This window comes from Shewanella xiamenensis (assembly GCF_024971755.1).
Lineage (GTDB): Bacteria > Pseudomonadota > Gammaproteobacteria > Enterobacterales > Shewanellaceae > Shewanella > Shewanella xiamenensis.
The window spans coordinates 939,143-957,824 of record NZ_CP079718.1 but is presented as its reverse complement, the minus strand read 5'-3'; the positions used below and the strand labels follow the sequence as shown (position 1 = coordinate 957,824).

Annotated in this window: 14 protein-coding genes; all 14 read right to left on the bottom strand. The window is 47.7% G+C overall.

The window, feature by feature from the left end:
- Positions 1 to 201 precede the first annotated feature (201 nt).
- The 14 genes from tldD to KXJ80_RS05245 all read right to left on the bottom strand — a co-directional run bounded on the left by tldD (position 202) and on the right by KXJ80_RS05245 (position 18,680).
- The gene (gene tldD, locus KXJ80_RS05310; RefSeq protein WP_069455392.1) at positions 202 to 1,650 is read right to left on the bottom strand and encodes a metalloprotease TldD; all 1,449 of its coding nucleotides are present in this window, start codon (positions 1,648 to 1,650) and stop codon (positions 202 to 204) included.
- Positions 1,651 to 1,759: 109 nt separating this feature from the next.
- A complete protein-coding gene (locus KXJ80_RS05305; RefSeq protein WP_069454208.1) occupies positions 1,760 to 2,608 on the bottom strand; it encodes a carbon-nitrogen hydrolase family protein in 849 nt (282 codons plus the stop codon).
- Positions 2,532 to 6,782 (bottom strand): YhdP family protein, encoded by a 4,251-nt coding sequence (locus KXJ80_RS05300; protein WP_259474538.1) that lies wholly within the window; start codon positions 6,780 to 6,782, stop codon positions 2,532 to 2,534. Before KXJ80_RS05300 ends, KXJ80_RS05305 begins: the two co-directional genes overlap by 77 nt.
- The gene (gene rng, locus KXJ80_RS05295; RefSeq protein WP_051714234.1) at positions 6,782 to 8,248 is read right to left on the bottom strand and encodes a ribonuclease G; all 1,467 of its coding nucleotides are present in this window, start codon (positions 8,246 to 8,248) and stop codon (positions 6,782 to 6,784) included. Before rng ends, KXJ80_RS05300 begins: the two co-directional genes overlap by 1 nt.
- A 109-nt stretch (positions 8,249 to 8,357) precedes the next feature.
- Positions 8,358 to 8,942 (bottom strand): Maf family protein, encoded by a 585-nt coding sequence (locus tag KXJ80_RS05290; RefSeq protein ID WP_099457377.1) that lies wholly within the window; start codon positions 8,940 to 8,942, stop codon positions 8,358 to 8,360.
- Positions 8,943 to 8,944: 2 nt separating this feature from the next.
- Positions 8,945 to 9,433: a rod shape-determining protein MreD gene (gene mreD, locus KXJ80_RS05285; RefSeq protein ID WP_037422445.1), complete on the bottom strand. Its 489-nt coding sequence runs from the start codon at positions 9,431 to 9,433 to the stop codon at positions 8,945 to 8,947.
- Entirely contained in the window at positions 9,433 to 10,461 is a 1,029-nt protein-coding gene (mreC, locus tag KXJ80_RS05280; RefSeq protein WP_037422442.1) for a rod shape-determining protein MreC, read from the bottom strand. The genes mreD and mreC overlap by 1 nt, the downstream gene beginning before the upstream one ends.
- A gap of 44 nt (positions 10,462 to 10,505) precedes the next feature.
- Entirely contained in the window at positions 10,506 to 11,555 is a 1,050-nt protein-coding gene (locus tag KXJ80_RS05275) for a rod shape-determining protein (RefSeq protein WP_007651015.1), read from the bottom strand.
- A 339-nt stretch (positions 11,556 to 11,894) separates the two neighbouring features.
- Positions 11,895 to 15,662 (bottom strand): DUF6701 domain-containing protein, encoded by a 3,768-nt coding sequence (locus tag KXJ80_RS05270; RefSeq protein ID WP_218678297.1) that lies wholly within the window; start codon positions 15,660 to 15,662, stop codon positions 11,895 to 11,897.
- Positions 15,655 to 16,110, bottom strand: a complete 456-nt coding sequence (locus KXJ80_RS05265; protein WP_218678296.1) for an MSHA biogenesis protein MshP — start codon at positions 16,108 to 16,110, stop codon at positions 15,655 to 15,657. The genes KXJ80_RS05270 and KXJ80_RS05265 overlap by 8 nt, the downstream gene beginning before the upstream one ends.
- On the bottom strand, positions 16,100 to 16,948 hold the full coding sequence (locus tag KXJ80_RS05260) for a PilW family protein (protein ID WP_218678295.1): 849 nt from the start codon (positions 16,946 to 16,948) through the stop codon (positions 16,100 to 16,102). The genes KXJ80_RS05265 and KXJ80_RS05260 overlap by 11 nt, the downstream gene beginning before the upstream one ends.
- Positions 16,948 to 17,499, bottom strand: coding sequence for a type IV pilus modification PilV family protein (locus KXJ80_RS05255; protein ID WP_218678294.1), 552 nt, complete (start codon positions 17,497 to 17,499; stop codon positions 16,948 to 16,950). Before KXJ80_RS05255 ends, KXJ80_RS05260 begins: the two co-directional genes overlap by 1 nt.
- Positions 17,489 to 17,977, bottom strand: coding sequence for a prepilin-type N-terminal cleavage/methylation domain-containing protein (locus KXJ80_RS05250; protein ID WP_218678293.1), 489 nt, complete (start codon positions 17,975 to 17,977; stop codon positions 17,489 to 17,491). Before KXJ80_RS05250 ends, KXJ80_RS05255 begins: the two co-directional genes overlap by 11 nt.
- A gap of 187 nt (positions 17,978 to 18,164) precedes the next feature.
- Complete coding sequence (locus KXJ80_RS05245; RefSeq protein WP_169548628.1) at positions 18,165 to 18,680, bottom strand: type II secretion system protein; 516 nt, start codon at positions 18,678 to 18,680, stop codon at positions 18,165 to 18,167.
- Between the last annotated feature and the right edge of the window lie 2 nt (positions 18,681 to 18,682).

Genomic DNA, 18,682 nt, shown 5'->3' with positions numbered 1-18,682 from the left:
AACACCTCTAGAGTAGTTACTCTAATTTCCTTTGCAAATGATAACATCCATCATGGAAGGCGGCTAGAACCCACCGCTGGAAGTGTAAGATGGGTTCTAAAATAAGCACTTAGCCAATCAACGTAGGAGCTTCTAGCTTCTAGCTTCTAGCTTCTAGCTTCTAGCTTCTAGCTTCTAGCTTCTAGCTTCTAGCTTCTCGTTTTACGCAGTACCGCCTACGGTCAGCTTATCGAGCTTAAGGGTCGGTTGACCGACACCCACAGGCACGCTTTGGCCATCTTTACCACACACACCAACGCCCTTATCTAGGGCCATGTCGTTACCCACCATGGAAATCTGGCTCATGGCTTCTGGGCCATTACCAATCAGGGTAGCGCCCTTAATTGCTTGAGTCACTTCACCATTTTCAATCAGATAGGCTTCAGAGGCCGAGAACACAAACTTGCCTGAGGTGATATCGACCTGACCACCACCAAAGTTAGGCGCATAGATGCCCTTCTTCACCGACTTGATGATGTCGCTCGGTTCAGACTCGCCCGCCGTCATATAAGTGTTGGTCATCCTCGGCATCGGCAGATGCGCATAGGATTCACGGCGACCATTGCCCGTTGGTGCTACGCCCATCAGGCGCGCATTTAATTTATCTTGTATGTAGCCTTTGAGAATACCGTCTTCGATTAACACTGTTCTCTGGGTTTGTACGCCTTCATCGTCGATGCTCAATGAGCCACGACGATTCGCAAGCGTGCCATCGTCCACCACAGTCACCAGTTTCGACGCCACTTGCTGGCCGACCATACCACTAAAGGCGCTGCTGCCCTTGCGGTTAAAGTCACCTTCCAGACCATGGCCTACAGCCTCGTGCAATAACACACCTGGCCAACCATTACCGAGCACCACGGGCATTTCTCCGGCGGGCGCATCGATGGCATTGAGGTTAACTTGTGCCTGACGCACCGCTTCACGGGCAAAGGCAAAGCACATCGGCAAACTGGTTTCATCATTCACCATAAACACGCTGTAATCGTGACGACCACCGCCACCAGCACTGCCACGTTCACGCTTACCGTTTTCTTCTAAAATCACGCTGCAATTAAAGCGCACTAAGGGACGAATATCGGCAGCCAAGGTGCCATCGCTAGCAGCGACCAAGATTTCTTCGTGCACACCAGCAAGGCTTATCACCACTTGAATAATGCGACTGTCGAGGCTACGAACATAAGCATCGGCCTCTTTCAGCAGGTTGATTTTTTTCACTTCCTCCATGGCGGCGATAGGGTCGAGACTATCGTACAGTGCCAAAGCTTGCTGGCGCTTAAATGCCTGAACCTTGGCCAGCTCACCCGCCCCTGCAATACCGCGCGCCGCCTCGGCCGCAGCGCTTAAGGCCGCTGGCGTAATATCATCGGCATAGGCAAAACCGGTTTTCTCGCCGCTGATGGCACGCACACCGACGCCGCGTTCGATATGGAAGCTACCATCTTTAATAATGCCATCTTCAAGCACCCAAGATTCGTGGCGACTACCTTGGAAATAGAGATCGGAAAAATCGACTTTATGTTGATGTATGGTGTTTAAATAACTTTGTAACCCATCTAGGGCTAAGCCACCCTTTAATAAACTTTGCTCTACTTGTGCTAAAAAAGGCATCGCGGTTCTCTCTGAAAGCTTGGCTAAAATTGGCAACTCACTCATTTTTAAAATAACTTAAATTCGCTGTGAGTCTATTTCATCTAAATCTGTTGAAGGCTTAATCTGTTCAAGGTTTAAGGTTCGGTGCAGTAAAGCGATTATGTTGCGCCACGGGCATTTTACTGCGGATGCTGTGCACCTCGGCCACATCGATATCGGCATGCACCCAACCTGTACCGGTTTTCTGCTCGGCAATTACCTCGCCCCAAGGGCCTATCACCATGCTCTGCCCCCAGGTCTCGCGGCTGCCTTCGTTATGGGCGCCCCATTGGCCGGCAGCCAAAATAAAGCATTGGGTTTCAATGGCTCTGGCCTGTAATAACACCTGCCAATGGGCTTCTCCCGTGACCTTAGTAAAGGCCGAAGGCACGGTAATAATCTCGGCTCCCGCGAGGCGCAGCGCCCTGAATAAGTCCGGAAAGCGTAAATCATAACAGATGGTCAAGCCAATTTTGCCAAAAGGGGTGTCGATGACACTGATATGATTGCCGGGGCAGAAGGTTTCACTCTCGCGGTATTGCTTAGTGCCGTCAGCAACATCCACGTCAAACAGATGCAGTTTATCGTATTGCCCTAAGGTATCACCTTTATCATCAAACAGATAACAGCGGCTGTAGACGCGCCCATCCTCCGCCAGCGCGGGGATGGTTCCCGCCACCATATACACAGAGTAACGGGCGGCTAAGGCACTTAAGGCGGATTTTAACGGGCTAAGATGGCTATCACCCGCATAGGCGAGTTGTTGACTCTCATGGCCACCAAACAGCAGGCTGCATTCTGGCAGCACCACTAAGTGCGGGGCATTTTTGTCCCATTGCAGGCGATCACGGGTTAATTCCTCAAGCTGCGATTCGATAAACAACAGATTCGCGCTGACGTCGCGGCTGCTCTGACATTGCAACAGGCTGATGCGCATGACTATCTCCTTGAATTGTGTTTATCGACAATACCACCTTGGGGCTCACAGGCTTAGGTTGTTCTGGTTCGGCTTTAGGCGGCTCAGCAGGCTCTACCTTGGGGAGCGTCGGCGCTTGCGGCGATGTCTCTTCCTTAACAGCTTTTACAGGTTTCTCTTTAGCTTTATCAGCATCTAGCGCAGGTTGCTCGTTGTTTTTTTCGGGCTCGACGGGCGGCTTATCGTCTGTCTTGGTCGGGGCGCTATTCTTGACGGGTGGCGCATCATTCGGCTCTGCACCCTCGGTTAGCGCTGGCAATTCGCCCCCTACCATAGGCAGAATCGACTCGGGGATTTCAATCTCTTTACTCTTACGTTCCAGTTCCTCTACCACAGGCTCAGACATAGTGCCCGTTACTCGGAAACGGATCTCAGAGATCACCTCAATCACAGGCTCTAACACTTTGGTTAAGGCAAACGCCCCAAGCCCGAGCGTCCACGCACTGGTACTGAGCAGCACCACAGTTGGCACACTTGAGGCCAGTTGCGGCACAAAGCGAATATCATAGTTTAAGCTTTCGCTGGTAAGATCCGTATAGCCGCGCACCTTCATATTACCTGCAATCGCATCCATTTCAGTGTCCGTAGTTTTCACGACACCATTATCGATTTGCAGATTACCGGTAAAGGAATTGAAGTACATGCCTTGACCAAATACATCACTGAAATCTAAGGACAATTTACGTACTAATGAATCGAGGCTAAACAGTGAGAAAATCCGTGCGCCCTTATCGCTCACTTGGGATAAATGGCCTTTGCCCAATTCAAATTTAACTTTACCATTCAAGGTTTCAAGGGAAAACGCATAGGGTGCACCTTGCCAAGCTAGCTCGGCATTCACCTTCAATGGAGCTTCATTTACACCGGGATCGATCCCAAGTTGGTGACTCAAATAGCTAAACTGACTAGCATTCAAACTGACGGATAACTCGGTTTGATTTTGACCATTCTGCTGTTGCCAAATCCCATTCCCCTGCAAAGACACCTCTGGAGTGGTTAAAGATAACGTCTGAATGCGGTAACCCGAGGCTTGCGGACTTGCTTGCACCACTAACTGGCCAAATGGCTTATCGAAAAAACGAAAATCCTCTACATTCACCGCAACGGGCGGCAAATTAGTGAGCACCTGCTCCGCCGCAAAATCCGCTTCACCTTCAGGCTTCACATTGGGTGAAAAATAGAACTTACTGGCAGTCACTTTTAAACCTTGCGTCAACCAATTAGGGTAAAAATCTACCGTTCCTTCAAACTCACTGGCTTTGGCATCGAAGCGCCAACCATTTTCATTGGGTTTGGCGCTGAGTCTCAACTCTGTAAGCCCTTGCCCTAATAAATCAAACTTGCCGATATTTGCATCAATCCCAGCCACTGAAGGGAATAAGTTAGCGTTATTTACCTCTTCCACCAAAATACCAGTGCGAGTCGGTTTGTTATCTGAAGCAACAAAGGCATTAATTACGGGTAACCAATTAGCTAACTTGCCACTGGTTACATCAATCTTAATATGTCCAAGCTCGGTATTGGGCACCTCGGTAGCCTCGAAGAGTCGCCCTAATAGCAGATCAAAATAATTGAATTGCGTACCTTTTTCAGCCTCAAAGCCGCCAATAAACTCAGCTTGTTTATCGAGTTTTACCCTCAGGGTTGAAGTCTGCTGATCACCAGAAAACTCGGCCATTAAAGGCCTAGGCTCGTCAGCAGGTTTTGCGAAAATGCCCGGTAATGTTAAGGTGGCACCGACCAGATCGGAACCTAAATTGGCTTGAATTTGATAGCCTTGCTCATCGAATATCATGCTCAAGTTACCGCCCCAAGCGACTTTACCTTGGTAAAACTTACTTAAGGGATTTTGTAACTCTAAGGGTAAACGACTGAGATCCCAACGACTCTTCATATCCACATTCAGCGCAAAATCTTTACCTTCGGGTTGAGTGGCAAAACTAAACTCCAAGGGCTGCTCAAACAGGCGAGACTTAATCCCTTTGCCTTCGACTATCTCGTTGGCAAATTGCACTGTGCCCGTCACCGCCTTGAGTTGTAACCCTGGCTGCGCAATAAACACGGGCGTGTTATCAAACATAATTTGACCGCGGATATCCTCAGCCTCACCCTCATACAAGGGAATACTAATATCTAAATTCCCCGTTACCGCGCCCTGCACTTGCACAACCTTTAAGGTTTTGCCCACAGTATCGGCAAGGGGAGAAGCCTGTAGCACTTGAGTCGCAGCACTGCCTTGGGTCGCAAGATCGGCCTGAATTTTTAACAGCGAATGCTCGCCTAACTCGGGAATAAACACGTGGGCACCATCGGCAACCACATTCATCAACTTTCCTTGGTTAACCCAGATATCCATGCGGGCATTTTCAAACAAGGCATCGAGGGAAAGATCAGTGACTGCGGGCCAATCTGGTTGGAATTGGTATTCGGCATTGTTTAAGGTAAATGCCGCTTGGAACACACCGCTATTATCCTCAAAGGGAAAACTCGATAATGCCCCCTGCCATAATACTTGGGCGTTTTGACTCTGCCCCGCTTTAATCGCACCATCCAGATACTCAACCAGTGACTCGCCCATGGCTTTGATCGGGAAGTATTTATCCGCATTGGCGGCATTTTTGACTTCAACATTGGCGGCAAGGGACATACTGGTAGCAGCGCTAAAATCCAGCTTTAGAGCAGCAGCAAGACCAATATCGTCGTTTTCGAACTGCACCTGAGGCACAGATAAGGTTGCCCTTTGGGTATCGAAGGCACCGGTTAACGCCGCGCCATGCAGCACTAAAGGCGCTGAAAATTGATCGCCAAAATCGAAGGTATAAGTTTGCTCGGGAAGCGAAAAAATTAACTTTTCATCCTGCCATTGCAACTTCAGATCCAAGGGGTTGATATTGGGTATTCCTTCCACTTTCTGCCAGTGCAATTGCTTAACGCTAGTGCTTGCGAGCAAAGGCTGATCTGCCGCTTGATAGAGACGAATCGGTCCGACGCTACCCTCGGGCGCGAGCTGAAACCATTGCTGCAATATGGCTAAGTCGACACCAGGGAAAAGCGGTAGCAATGGAAATAACGTGTCTAAATCCAAACGGCTAACATAGGCATATAAAGCATCGTCTTGCTGCTTGGCCGCAAACTTCAGCTCGGGCCAATGCACCCCATTGGTGACAAAATCCAAATGAGTGCTGCTGATCTCCCAACCTGCCGCATTTGGCTCCCAATGAATGCTACCGGACTGGATCTCAAACTTTTGCGGTTGACCTTGCATCGACCATTGCAACCAACTTGGCTCAAACTGCACGAGTCCAGAACGTAAACTTCGATGGGCAAAATCAAACCACGCCTTAAGATTGACTATCCCTTCTAAGGGCAGTTTTTTGCTTGGATCATAGGGATTAGGTTGACGTGATGCCCATTCGCCCAAATCTAAGGACTGAGCCGCCAGATAAACTTGTCCAGTTAAACTCTCGGGCGCTGTAGCATCGCCGTTAATATCGAGTTGCAGGCTGAGCGATTCCTTAACCAAGGTATTGTTATCGAGGTAAATTTCCCCCGCGCCGCGGTGGCGCTCACCACTATTACGCCAATTGAGGTGACGAATATGAATGGGTCGATATTCATGTTGCAAGCTAAGCAGTTGCACCGAAGCATCCGTCAGCGAGAAACGCTCGAGCTGCTTTAAGAGCAGCTTATACAACCAATCGGTTTGCGCCGTTTGATTGGGAGACCCCTGCGCCTTATTACCCGATAATTTATCGATATCGAGGGCAATATGAACACCATCGAAATTGACATCTTCAATGCGTGGACTGGTGGTCAGTAGCGATTGCCAAAAATCCAATTTGATTTGGACATGCTTCACCAACACGGTAACAGGGAGCTTGTCCTGCGTAGGGATCACTAGATTATCAACCGTTACCGCTGGGCCAAAGGCCTGCCACTGGGCGGATAACTCGCCAACTTGGATATCAATTTGATATTCGCTTTTTACATACTCAACTAACTGCTGGCGTACTTCATCGACCTGAGGCAATAATCCACGGATCAAGCTTACCGTCAAGGCAAACAAGACTAAGATCAGTGCCAGTAATTGCCAGCAAAAACGGCTTAGTTTTTTAGCAGTAAAAAGCGTTGCCACTACATCATCACCACGTCGTATTTATGCTGGGAATACATAGGCTCATTTTGCAGGCGAATACGCTTACCTATATAAACTTCAAGCTCGGCGACCAAATGACTTTCATCTCCACTTAAGCTGTTATAGACAGCGGGCGAGCAGTAAAGCAAAAACTCGTCGGCGTCATAGGCCCGATTCAAGCGAATAATTTCGCGGAAGATTTCATAAGAGACAGTTTCTACCGTCTTCATGCTACCCGTGCCCTGACAGGCTGGACACTCACTGCATAGCACATGCTCTAAGCTCTCGCGGGTGCGCTTACGGGTCATTTCAACTAGACCCAACCCAGAGAAACCACTGACATTAGTCTTAACTCTGTCCTTGGCGAGCGCACTATTTAAGCTATTGAGTACCCGCGTTTTATGCTCGTCGCTCAGCATATCGATAAAGTCGATAATGATGATGCCGCCGAGATTTCGCAGCCGCAGTTGCCGTGCAATCGCTTGGGTAGCTTCAAGGTTAGTGTTAAAGATGGTTTCTTCAAGATTACGGTGGCCCACAAAGGCACCAGTGTTGATATCGACCGTAGTCATAGCTTCAGTCTGATCGATAATCAGATAACCGCCAGATTTAAGCTCCACCTTACGTCCCAGCGCACGCTGGATTTCATTTTCGACATCGTACAAATCGAAAATCGGCGCAGGGCCAGAATAGTGCTCAATCTTGTCAGCGATTTCCGGCATAAACTCTTGGGCGAAGGCTTGCAGCTCGGCAAAGGTGCGGCGCGAATCGACTTGAATTCGGTCTAATTCGGTGCCGACAAAGTCGCGCACAATGCGCACCGGCAGGGCCAGATCTTGATAGAGTAATGCTACGCCACGGCGCTGACGCCGCTCGGAGACCTTAGACCATACTCGGCGCAAAAAAGCCGCATCTTGGGCAAGTTCGTCCTCACCTACGCCCTCGGCAGCAGTGCGGATAATAAAGCCGCCGTCTTCATCGACGAATGGCAGAGTGATTTTTTTAAGACGACTGCGCTCTTCTTCCTGCTCAATCCGCTGGGACACCCCAACATGGCTAGAGCCAGGCATAAACACCAAATAACGGGAAGGCAGTGTGATATCTGTGGTTAGGCGCGCACCTTTAGTGCCCAGAGGGTCTTTCACCACTTGCACCATAATATCTTGCCCTTGGCGAACCAGCTCGGCGATATCACGGACCACAAAATGGCCCTTCTCCACATCGGCCACGCATTCAGTGTGCGGCACAATGTCGGAGGCATGTAAAAACGCGGCTTTATCTAAGCCAATATCCACAAAGGCGGCCTGCATGCCGGGCAACACACGGCTGATTTTGCCCTTGTAAATATTGCCCACCAGACCACGCTTCATGCGCCGTTCAATATGGACTTCTTGCAGCACGCCGTGCTCGACTAAGGCAACGCGCGCCTCAGAGGGGGTTACATTAATCAGTAATTCTGAACCCATCTTGCGCTGAATTTTATTCGGATTTAAGCGACTGGTATTCACGACTCACCCCATTAGGGAAATTAAATTAATCTCAGTATGTTCTAAGCCTGAAAACCAATACCGCAGACTAGATAATGCCAGCCTCAGATAAGAGTTGGCGAGTTTCGACTAATGGCAAACCGACAACACAGGAGTAACTACCATCAATTGACTCGACAAAACAGCCACCTAATCCTTGGATCCCATAGCTGCCCGCTTTATCCATGGGCTCTTGTGAGGCAACATAGGCATCGATATCTGCATCAGAAAGCACACAAAAACGCACTAAGGTTTCAACTAAACGCACTGCGGTATGATTGACACTTGCTAAGGCGACGGCGGTCATTACTGTGTGCACCTTGCCAGAAAGCGCACGTAGTACCCGCTTAGCATCGGCTTCATCAACAGGCTTACCTAATATTTCATTTTCAAGCACCACGATAGTATCAGAACCTAATACAGCAGGCTGTGACATACCTGAGCATAATGCAAGCCCAGCCTGGGCCTTTTCAGCCGCAAGGCGCTGAACATAATCCCGTGGTAACTCTCCAGCTTTAGGTGTTTCGTCAATATCTGGTGCTACTTGCGCAAACGTAAAATCAGCCCGTCCGAATCCAATATGAGTCAGTAATTCTTTCCGGCGCGGCGATGTCGAGGCTAAAACTAAATTCACAACTAACGAACCTTATAATGACGTCGAATGCGACGTAAAATCCAAAAAATCCAAGGCCAAAAAACGAGGCCCGATAGTGCAGGCAAAAACAGTTCAGAGTGGAATGTTGCGCCATCCATCACAAACTCAACCCAATAAACAATGAGGTGATAGATAGCAATTAACAGCATTATGACCAGCGACTGTTGCCATTTCGGGAAGTTACGTAAACGCTGACAATGTAAAATAGCAATATAAATCACCAACGACATTGCCAAAGAGCGAACACCTAAAGTCGCGCCCAAGAGAATATCAAGGGCTAAGCCCATAACCCAAGCCGTCAGAATGTTATATCTGTGGGGCAACGCAATGGACCAATAGATCAAAATCATCAGTAACCAATCAGGACGCCAGGCCTCAACAATTACTGGCAGTGGCATAATTTGGCTTAAGAGCCCAACAAATAGGGTTAGCCAAACCGCGATGCGTCCATTAGCAGCTTGTAAACTCATTAGTGCACCTCTGCTGGCGGTTGGGTAGTAGCAGCGTTAGATGCCCCATTCGCGTTACTGGATGCTGCATTGGGATTACTAGGTACCACATTGACATTTGTGCCCTGAGTACCGCCTTGAGTCGTTGGCGTTCCATTACTGGTATCAGGCTTAACGTCTTGTGCAGGATGATCTGCGGCCGGTACAGGCACTTGATTAGGCAGTGTCACCCCCGAATCTGGCGATGGCCAAATTAACAGGAGATAACGAATACGGTCGAGTGCCGCCAGAGGCTGAGCCGTGACTCGCGCATAACTTTGGCCATCTTCGGTAAAGACTTCCACTACCCGCGCAACCGGATACCCTTCAGGGAAGCGGTTACCTAAGCCAGAAGTGACCAGCAGGTCGCCCACACGAATATCGGTACTCTTGGCAACATGGCGTAACTCAATTTCATCAAGTTCCCCCGTCCCGTTGGCGACAAGGCGCACATCATTACGGGTAATCCGTACGGGTAAGCCATGGGACACATCAGACAGTAGTAACACTCGGCTAGTCATCTCACTGACCTGCACAACTTGCCCCACCACACCTTGCGCATCCACAACAGGCTGACCAACAAAGACGCCACTGCGGGAACCTCGGTTTAAAACCACATAATGATGGGAAGGATCGCTGGCAACCTCCATGACCTCTGCAACCATCTTGAGAGAATCCTGATAGGCAGGCGAACCTAGCAAGGCGCGTAAACGTTCGTTTTCCTGACGTAAATGCTCGAAACGCTGTAAGCGTTCACTCATTAATAATTGTTGCCTTAACAGCTCTTTATTTTGCAATGCCAACATATTGCGGGTCGCAAAACTCTCAGAAGACCAATCGAGGATCGCACTGGGGACACTCGCGAGGTATTGAATAGGGCTTAAAGCGGATGAAAGGGATTCACGGGCAGGCTCAAGGCGGTGATTTGCCGCAAGCAAAATCACCGACAGAATAATTGCCAGTGTTAAACGGAACTGGTTCGAAATACCACGAACAAAAATTGGCTTCATAGGAAAGCTAAGGCGGTGATTAGCCGCCCTATACCGAAGTTAGATTAGGTTTCTTCGGAGAACAGATCGCCGCCGTGCATATCAATCATTTCAAGGGCTTTACCACCACCGCGCGCTACGCAGGTCAATGGATCATCAGCCACCATGACTGGAATTCCCGTTTCTTGCATCAATAAACGGTCTAAATCACGCAATAAGGCGCCACCACCGGTTAACACCATGCCGCGCTCAGAGATATCAGAAGCTAATTCTGGTGGTGATTGCTCTAGTGCCACCATAACCGCACTCACAATGCCCGATAATGGTTCTTGCAACGCTTCTAAAATTTCGTTGCTGTTGAGCGTAAAGCTACGAGGTACACCTTCAGCCAAATTACGACCACGGACTTCAATCTCTAATACTTCATCACCTGGATAAGCAGTACCGATAGTGTGTTTGATACGCTCAGCGGTCGCTTCACCAATCAAACTACCGTAATTACGGCGAACATAATTGATGATGGCATCATCAAACTTGTCACCGCCAATACGCACAGAAGAAGAATATACCACACCATTCAAGGAGATAATGGCAACTTCAGTGGTACCACCACCGATATCAACAACCATTGAACCTGTGGCTTCAGACACAGGTAACCCTGCACCGATAGCTGCGGCCATTGGTTCTTCAATCAAATACACTTCACGGGCACCCGCGCCCATGGCTGACTCGCGGATCGCACGGCGTTCAACTTGCGTTGCGCCAACGGGAACACAGACTAAAACACGTGGGCTTGGGCGAAAAAAGCTGTTGTTATGCACTTGCTTAATAAAGTGCTGCAACATTTTCTCTGTCACATAAAAGTCTGCAATCACACCGTCTTTCATTGGACGGATTGCTTGAATATTGCCAGGAGTACGGCCTAACATCTGTTTAGCTTCGGTACCTACAGCCGCTACAGATTTCTGACCAGAGCTGTTACGCTCGCCACGTATAGCAACAACTGAAGGCTCATTGAGGACGATGCCTTCATCACGAACATAAATTAAGGTGTTAGCTGTACCCAAATCGATCGATAGATCATTAGAAAAAATGCCACGCAGCTTCTTGAACATGTAACTAGCCTGTATTCTGTGGAGTCAGAAGAAAAGAAAAATCAGCTAACTTTATCAATGCCACCCTGATTCCACAAGACCGTTGAGGTTAACAATCGCTAATGGAGTGATTTTTTTTCAAATAGACCACTCAAAAACACTATTTAATCGATAAACGCGCCTTATTGAACAAAAATCAAACAACCCAAAACCCCATTTAATACAAGCTGGCAACATGCGTAAAACCTGTATCTTGCATTTTAGCCTTAGCATGATGCTTTGAGTTCATGCAACAAAACCCATCGCATAACGATAAATCACTACGGACTAATTCCAATTCAGCAAAATCGATCTACCTCACTAATTAACTTCTCGCCAGTAGATGATTCTGTCATGACCACGGTAACGCCCAAAAAATGCACTCGCACGGGGATCGGATAAGCTGGTTGGAGACACCCCATTCCAATTCCAATACCATTCTAACCAAGTCGGTACCTCTAAAGGTGCGGTCACTTGACCGCGATATAAGTTGCCACTAGAGGTGAGAGCTCGCCACAGCAAATCAAATTGCCCCGCTTGAAATACTGAAGATGCACCAGTGCGAGTAATACTCTGCCCCGTGGCTAAATCCGGGTCAAAATTGTAGCCAAGGCCTGCATTATCCACCTGCGATCCAAGGTTGTAGGTAGCAATAGTGCAGCTATCATCGCCATTTAATACCCAATTAGTCCCATTCCAATATTCGGCTCGGGTCGGCATCCTAAGGATTTCAGTTTCTGGACCATAGGTATTGTCCATCACCACCCTGCCGTGGCGCAGGATCTGTGTGGAGATTTTCTTGGCATTACAGTTAGTGCAAGCGCCCGAAGATGCCGCATCCATATCCGGTAAGGCCACATAGCTGTAAAGTCCATTTGGCCGAGGATCGTTATCCAGCAACTGCACGCCAATATCGAGCAGCTCGAAGGGACCGTCTTGATAAAGATTCGTCGTCACATTTGGGGTTACTCGGTTTAAATAAGCGCGATAAGTACCATCGACCATCGCCACACCCTGACTCCAGCTATCAACCTTTACAGGCAAGGCACTTAAGCGACTCTGTAAATCGACACCATTGTTATTGTTTTCTCCGACCAATTTCGCGGTCGCAAGGGAGAATGGTGGGAAATAGTTTTGTGTCACCGCGCCGCCGATATTCAAGGCTTTGATGCTCATTGACATAGGAAAAGGTTGATCCATATAACTAAAACTGCCACAGGCAGGTAAGACAGAAACGTCTCCCACTAAAAAACTATCGGGCACAAAGCGACCAATATTGGCTGAATAGCCAATCGGAATATTCAAACTGCTGGCTGAGCCAAGATAATTAGGACTCGCCTGCGCCGTAATTTGAAATACGCCAACTTCGCTAATACTTTGATTACTGATGGTGTTGAGATTATTAGTTTGCGCGGTATGGCTATAGGAAGTGACGCCTAACACCCCATCATGGCCACCACTGGCGATACTAGGCGCAACAACTTTACTGATAAGCTTCATGGCTTGGTCGCTAAAGTTAGGTGTCGATAAGTTGCCCGAACAAAAATCCGTATCGCCATCTTTTTCCCATGCCATGGCTTGTAGTGTCATACCGAAATTCTGCCCCGCTTTACGGTAAGCACTACAGCTCATATCCGCACTTGGGCAGCTGGCACTGGCATCCACGGGTTTAACACATAATCCTGCCGGCACACTGACAAACTGATCGGAGCCTGTCATGACTAGACCTTGTTCATTACCACTACCAACATATTGCGCATCGAGCTGTAATTTACCCGCATCGGGATAATTCACCGAAATATTTGCTTGTCCGTTCGTATCAAATAACAGACTCAGCGCCGTTGGCGAGGCGCTAGAGCTACTAATTGCCGTATTGTTGATCGTGACGGCTTTCGGCGAGATAGGCGCACTTGGGGTCTGATAACTGCTCCAGAAATTCAGCGTCTTAGTCTGACTTTGGAAGCTTGGAACACATTGCTGAGTCACATCAGATTTTTTCACAGCCTTGACTACTACCTGCTCGGGGCGATTAGCACGCTTATCAGGCACATCGAAGACAAAACCACTGTCGGCGAAGGTGAGTGAACAGTTGTTTTCACTCAGGCCACCATTTCCGATACGGCAAAGGGTTTTACTTAAAGGTTTGGTTGTCGGGCTCGAACCTTTTACACCTAAAGTCACAATGCCAGCAGTATTGCGCCGTAATTGTAATTGCGCAGTACCCCCACTAAAGCTCACTTGATTACCACCAATCCATACGCCTTCGGAGGCGGATTCAGGTAGCAAGGTCGCCGTCAAAGGGTCAGTAAAAAGCTGGCTACAACTGGCGTTTGCACAGGCTCGAATTGTCACAGTTTCGGGATTACAGGTTAACCCCAGACCCGAATGGTCAAACTCAAAATGATCGATTTGCGCGCCAATAGGATTAGATTTCAACGCACAAATCTGAACGTTATCGATTTCATGGTTGTTATTCGAGCCACCGGTTGACCCTGTAAGCGAGAGTAAGAAATCACTCGGTGTAGCCGCTTGTCCAGATTCCGCCATTGCATTAAAGGCAGGAATTAAGGTGACAAATCCCGAACCCGTATTACGTTCAATCTTTACCATCGACTGACCGGATACCTGCGAGTCGATAGTGATTTTATATCTATGTGCTGGTGACACATTGTTGCCATCGACCGTGGGAGATAAACAGTTACCACTGGTATTGGTCGTGCCATTATTACAAGTCCCACGCAAATAACGGTAACCAGATGTGCCAGAACCAGAACCGCGAACAGCAACTGACTGACGCCGTTGTCCCGAAAGATTTATGCTCCCACCTTCACCGGAAAAGTTGCCAAACTCATCGATCCCGATACCTAGCCAGCCCCCCGCAAATCCGCTAATACCGGGCTTGAATCCATAACCTAAGGGACCACCAAAGGCACCAGGCTGGGGAGTGATCGCGGCATCAGATAACACTAACGCAATACCGTCGGCACCATTGCCACCATAGGCATAATGATCAAACTGGATCTCCACTAAGTTTGCCGCGGCTGGGAATAATCGTTGATAGGTCGATGCGGTGGATTGATTAGATGAAGCTTCAGTTAAGCGTAAACGACCACTACGAATCGATGGAGTAAAAGTGCCGCTACTGCGGGAAACGACCCAGTCACTGCTTAATGCACTTTGGGAAAAAGTATCATTAAAGCATTGTAAGACAGGTGCACCGGCATCATAAATCACCTTACTATTGCTGCCTAGGGTGACGTTTTTAGCACTGAGTCTACCTACCAATACCGCACTATTGAGTAACGTCGCATTATCGGCGACATAGTAGCTACCTTGAATCTGAGCGTTACTTTGTACTTCTAGCCTATTGCCTACGTATACATCAACAGAGGTGGGCGCATTAAAAACTGATGAGAGAGCAATGGTAAAATTACCTTTAATATACAGTTTGGTATCGCCTGTACCCACTATATTTAACGTACCTGAATTCAGGTTAAGATCGCCATCAATAATATAAGTTTTACCAGCCTTTAAGGTCATGGTCGCTGCATTATAAAACGTCAGATCTTTTATAACATATGTTGAATAAGCATCAGATACGGTGACATTACCGCCTGTATTAATCGTTAATGTGCCTATATCCCAACGACTACTATTAAATCGTTGACCATAACCCGCTGTCGTTCCCAGCTCTACAGAAGGCGTTGTCCAATTGGCTACAGTATTGGTTGCAGAGGTAGAGCTACTGACAAAAGTGGGTGCTGCTCTTGCCAAACTGGGAGTCCCCGAAATCTGACACTTCCCTATACCACAAGCATTCGCATTCATTTCATGGTAATTTTTTACCGTTTTAAAGCAAACATCTAAAACATTATAATTTTCAATGAGCGCACCGCTTTGCATATAGAGTTCGCCGGTACTACTAAAACTCTGTATTGGCCCAGGAAATACACTATTGCAATCAATTGCAGCATAAGTTGGCGATGAGGTAAGAATAAAAAATATAAGCAGTAAATTAGACGATAAGCCACGCATATAATGAGTTTGAAAACGTAGTGCCAAGTTTAATATCATCAAAAGTCTAACCACGGGCTTCTACCTCTACTTGACGGCTCACACGGGTATCCCCACTCTCACACACCGCTTTACTATTGATCCGATATTGAGTGACAGCGCCAACTGCATAGGATGTGCAGCTTAAACTGACGCTACAGGCATGAAAGCCCACCACATCGGGGGGTGTCCAACTGCTTGAAACACTTGCACATGTCGCCGTCGCATTAGCGGGGGCGTTTAATGGGAATAATTGCGCTAATGCGGCATCGGCACCGCTGTTTGCTGCGGCTAATGCACGGGTCCCCCACACCTCTTGGGTTAATCCGCTATCTGCATCTTCAACAATATTAATTAAGGCGGCGGCCAATAAAAACATCACGGTAATGACAAAAATACCGATCACTAAGGCGCTACCGGCTTGGCGCCGAGCCGAAGACTGACAATACTTTGAGCGCGATAGGCTAACTAAGTTAGGGGACATTAATCACCTGCACTTGATGTCGATATTGAAATGTCTCGCCGTTAACATTAAATCGTGGTTGTAGATGCACCATCGCATTATTGACTAGGCTCGATGGTGTTAAGATCAACGGTAAATCGGCGTTATTACTCAACACATTAGCCACATTCTGTGCCATTAGCACACCCGAACTCATATCCGCAGGTGTTGGCTGGTTAGCATTCAACCCATAGCCAGTATAACGCCTTAAGGTTAACTCATTGGTCGATGACGCTTTTTCAAAGCAATAACTCACTGGGGCCGAAGCAAAATAGATCCGCTGACGCGGAGAAGCTTCGGCAAATCTCGCATTGGCAGTAAAGGTTAAAGTCACTTGGTTTGCGGCGCTGCTAACGGTGTTAATCTGCGCGCGTTTTTGTCTCGTGATGTTATATACATCGCTATCGGTTAAAGGATAAATCCACACATATTGGTTCGCTGCAATCTTACTGGTCAGATTATCTAAAATCACAGTGCCCGTTAGCGCTGCTGTGCTCGGCGCAATCGGCATGGCTAAATAGGTGGTACTCGTCTCAATAGGGACAAATTCAACACATTGATAGGTTAAGCCATTACCATTGAGCCGCACACTGTTAGGCACGGCGCTGCGCAGCTCGCGGGTCATACGCTCCACAGCAAAACGGCTCTGGCTTAACACTTGGTCAACCGAACTCGACTCCACAAAAATTCGCGTGCCGAAGATAATAAAGCTACTCACCCCAACCACAAGAATGCCTAAGATCAGGATCACAGTGACCATTTCAACTAAGGTAAAACCCTGTGCGCATAAATGCTTACGCTTCATTGATAAAGAGCGCATTAGTAATTGCTCCTTACCAAATTGTAAGTGATCACTTCGTTATCTGGTGTGGTGACATTAATGGTCACTAACTTGGTATTAGGCGCAGGCCCAAAGGCGACTGTGACACTTAGTTGATAGTTGGGATAAGCCTCTGCATAAGTTTGGCTGGAATTGAGCATAGTGGCGTTTTGGGTTAGGCCGTTATAGTCATCCACATCGTTAAAATCGTTGCGTCCCTCTCCCGCTTCGGGCCCCAAGTTGGCCGAGCAACTACTGCCTAATGGACTCCCGCAAGCCGGCACTCCGCCATTGGCATTGGTGTTTTGATCATAACGTTTGCCCCAAATCTCATTCATTACCGAATGGGCAAGCTCGGCACTTTTTACTCGGTGTAAAGTCTTGGCAGCGCGATCCGCCTGCGGAAATAACATGCTACTGAGCATCACAATAGCGATGGCAATGACTAACATGCCAACCACTAATTCGATTAAGGTGAATCCCTGTTGTGGTTTGGATTTTAAGAATGGCGTTATTATTCTGCTCTCCAGCAATCGAGGATTAATTCGCATAAATATAGCCCTCGCTGGAGATATTAATCGCCACAGTGTCATTGGCAATCACATTGATACACGGCCCATTACAAGCAAGCGACGCTCGACCATTGATATCAAAATCAAGATAAAAGCTCTTGGCATTGTTGCTGATAAGCACTAACTGCGCACCACCTTGAAAAGCTTGGCTGGATAAAGGGTTAGGAGATAAAGGCGTGCCCGTACAACTAGTGCTATCGCGACTGGCGAACTGGCTGACTTGATAACCCGTCGCCGACACGACTACGCGGTAACATCTATCGGTATTATTTAAGGCTTTTTGCTGAACCTGGCGCAGCTCGGCCATAAACTCATTACGCAGACTAAAGGCACTGTAGGAGGACTGACTAAATAAACGCGGCAATACCGTCACCGATAGAATCCCAATCAGGATAATAGTGGTCACAAGTTCAACTAAGGTAAACCCAAACTGTCTGCCGGTGGAAAATCTACGCATTGTCCGCTTTGCCGTGATGCTAGGTTCTAGGTTCTAGGTTCAGTTTCTGCCAACATGATTATTAAGGCAAATATTTCGCCTAAACAAAAGAAATAATTAGCAAATTCAATTTATTATAGCCAACATTCCAATAGATTGCTGGCCTAAAAAAAAGGCCTGCTAGGCAGGCCTTTTAATGTAAAATTCTCTAGCAGCCAGACACCACAGTATTAACAGTAATAGGACCGTATGCAGTCAGACCATTCACATACTGAACATAACAAGTACCAGGGTTGTTGGCAGCTTTTGGGCTAACTTGCCCTTGAGGATAAAAATAAATACTCTTACTTGCGCTATCCTCGAGGTAAATCCACTCGCTTGATGTTCCACTAGTTGCGGCATTAATGTCTAGTGCATTTGCAAGCGAACCTGTCCATACAGGCGTTGCATGGCCATAGTTAATCAAAACTGTTTTACCAGTTTCAACTGTGACATTCGGAACAGGCGTTGCAGTAGAAGCTACTGTATTATTGCCCGCAATTAACGATTTTGAGTTAATTAAAGTATCTGCACCTTTAATCGCTGCCTCTAATCCTTTCACAGTTGAAGCACGAGCATCCGATTGTAGGTTGATAAATTTAGGCGCAGCAGTAACAGCCAAAATTCCTAGAATAATAATTACAACCACTAATTCGATTAATGTAAAACCACTTTGCTTTTTCATTT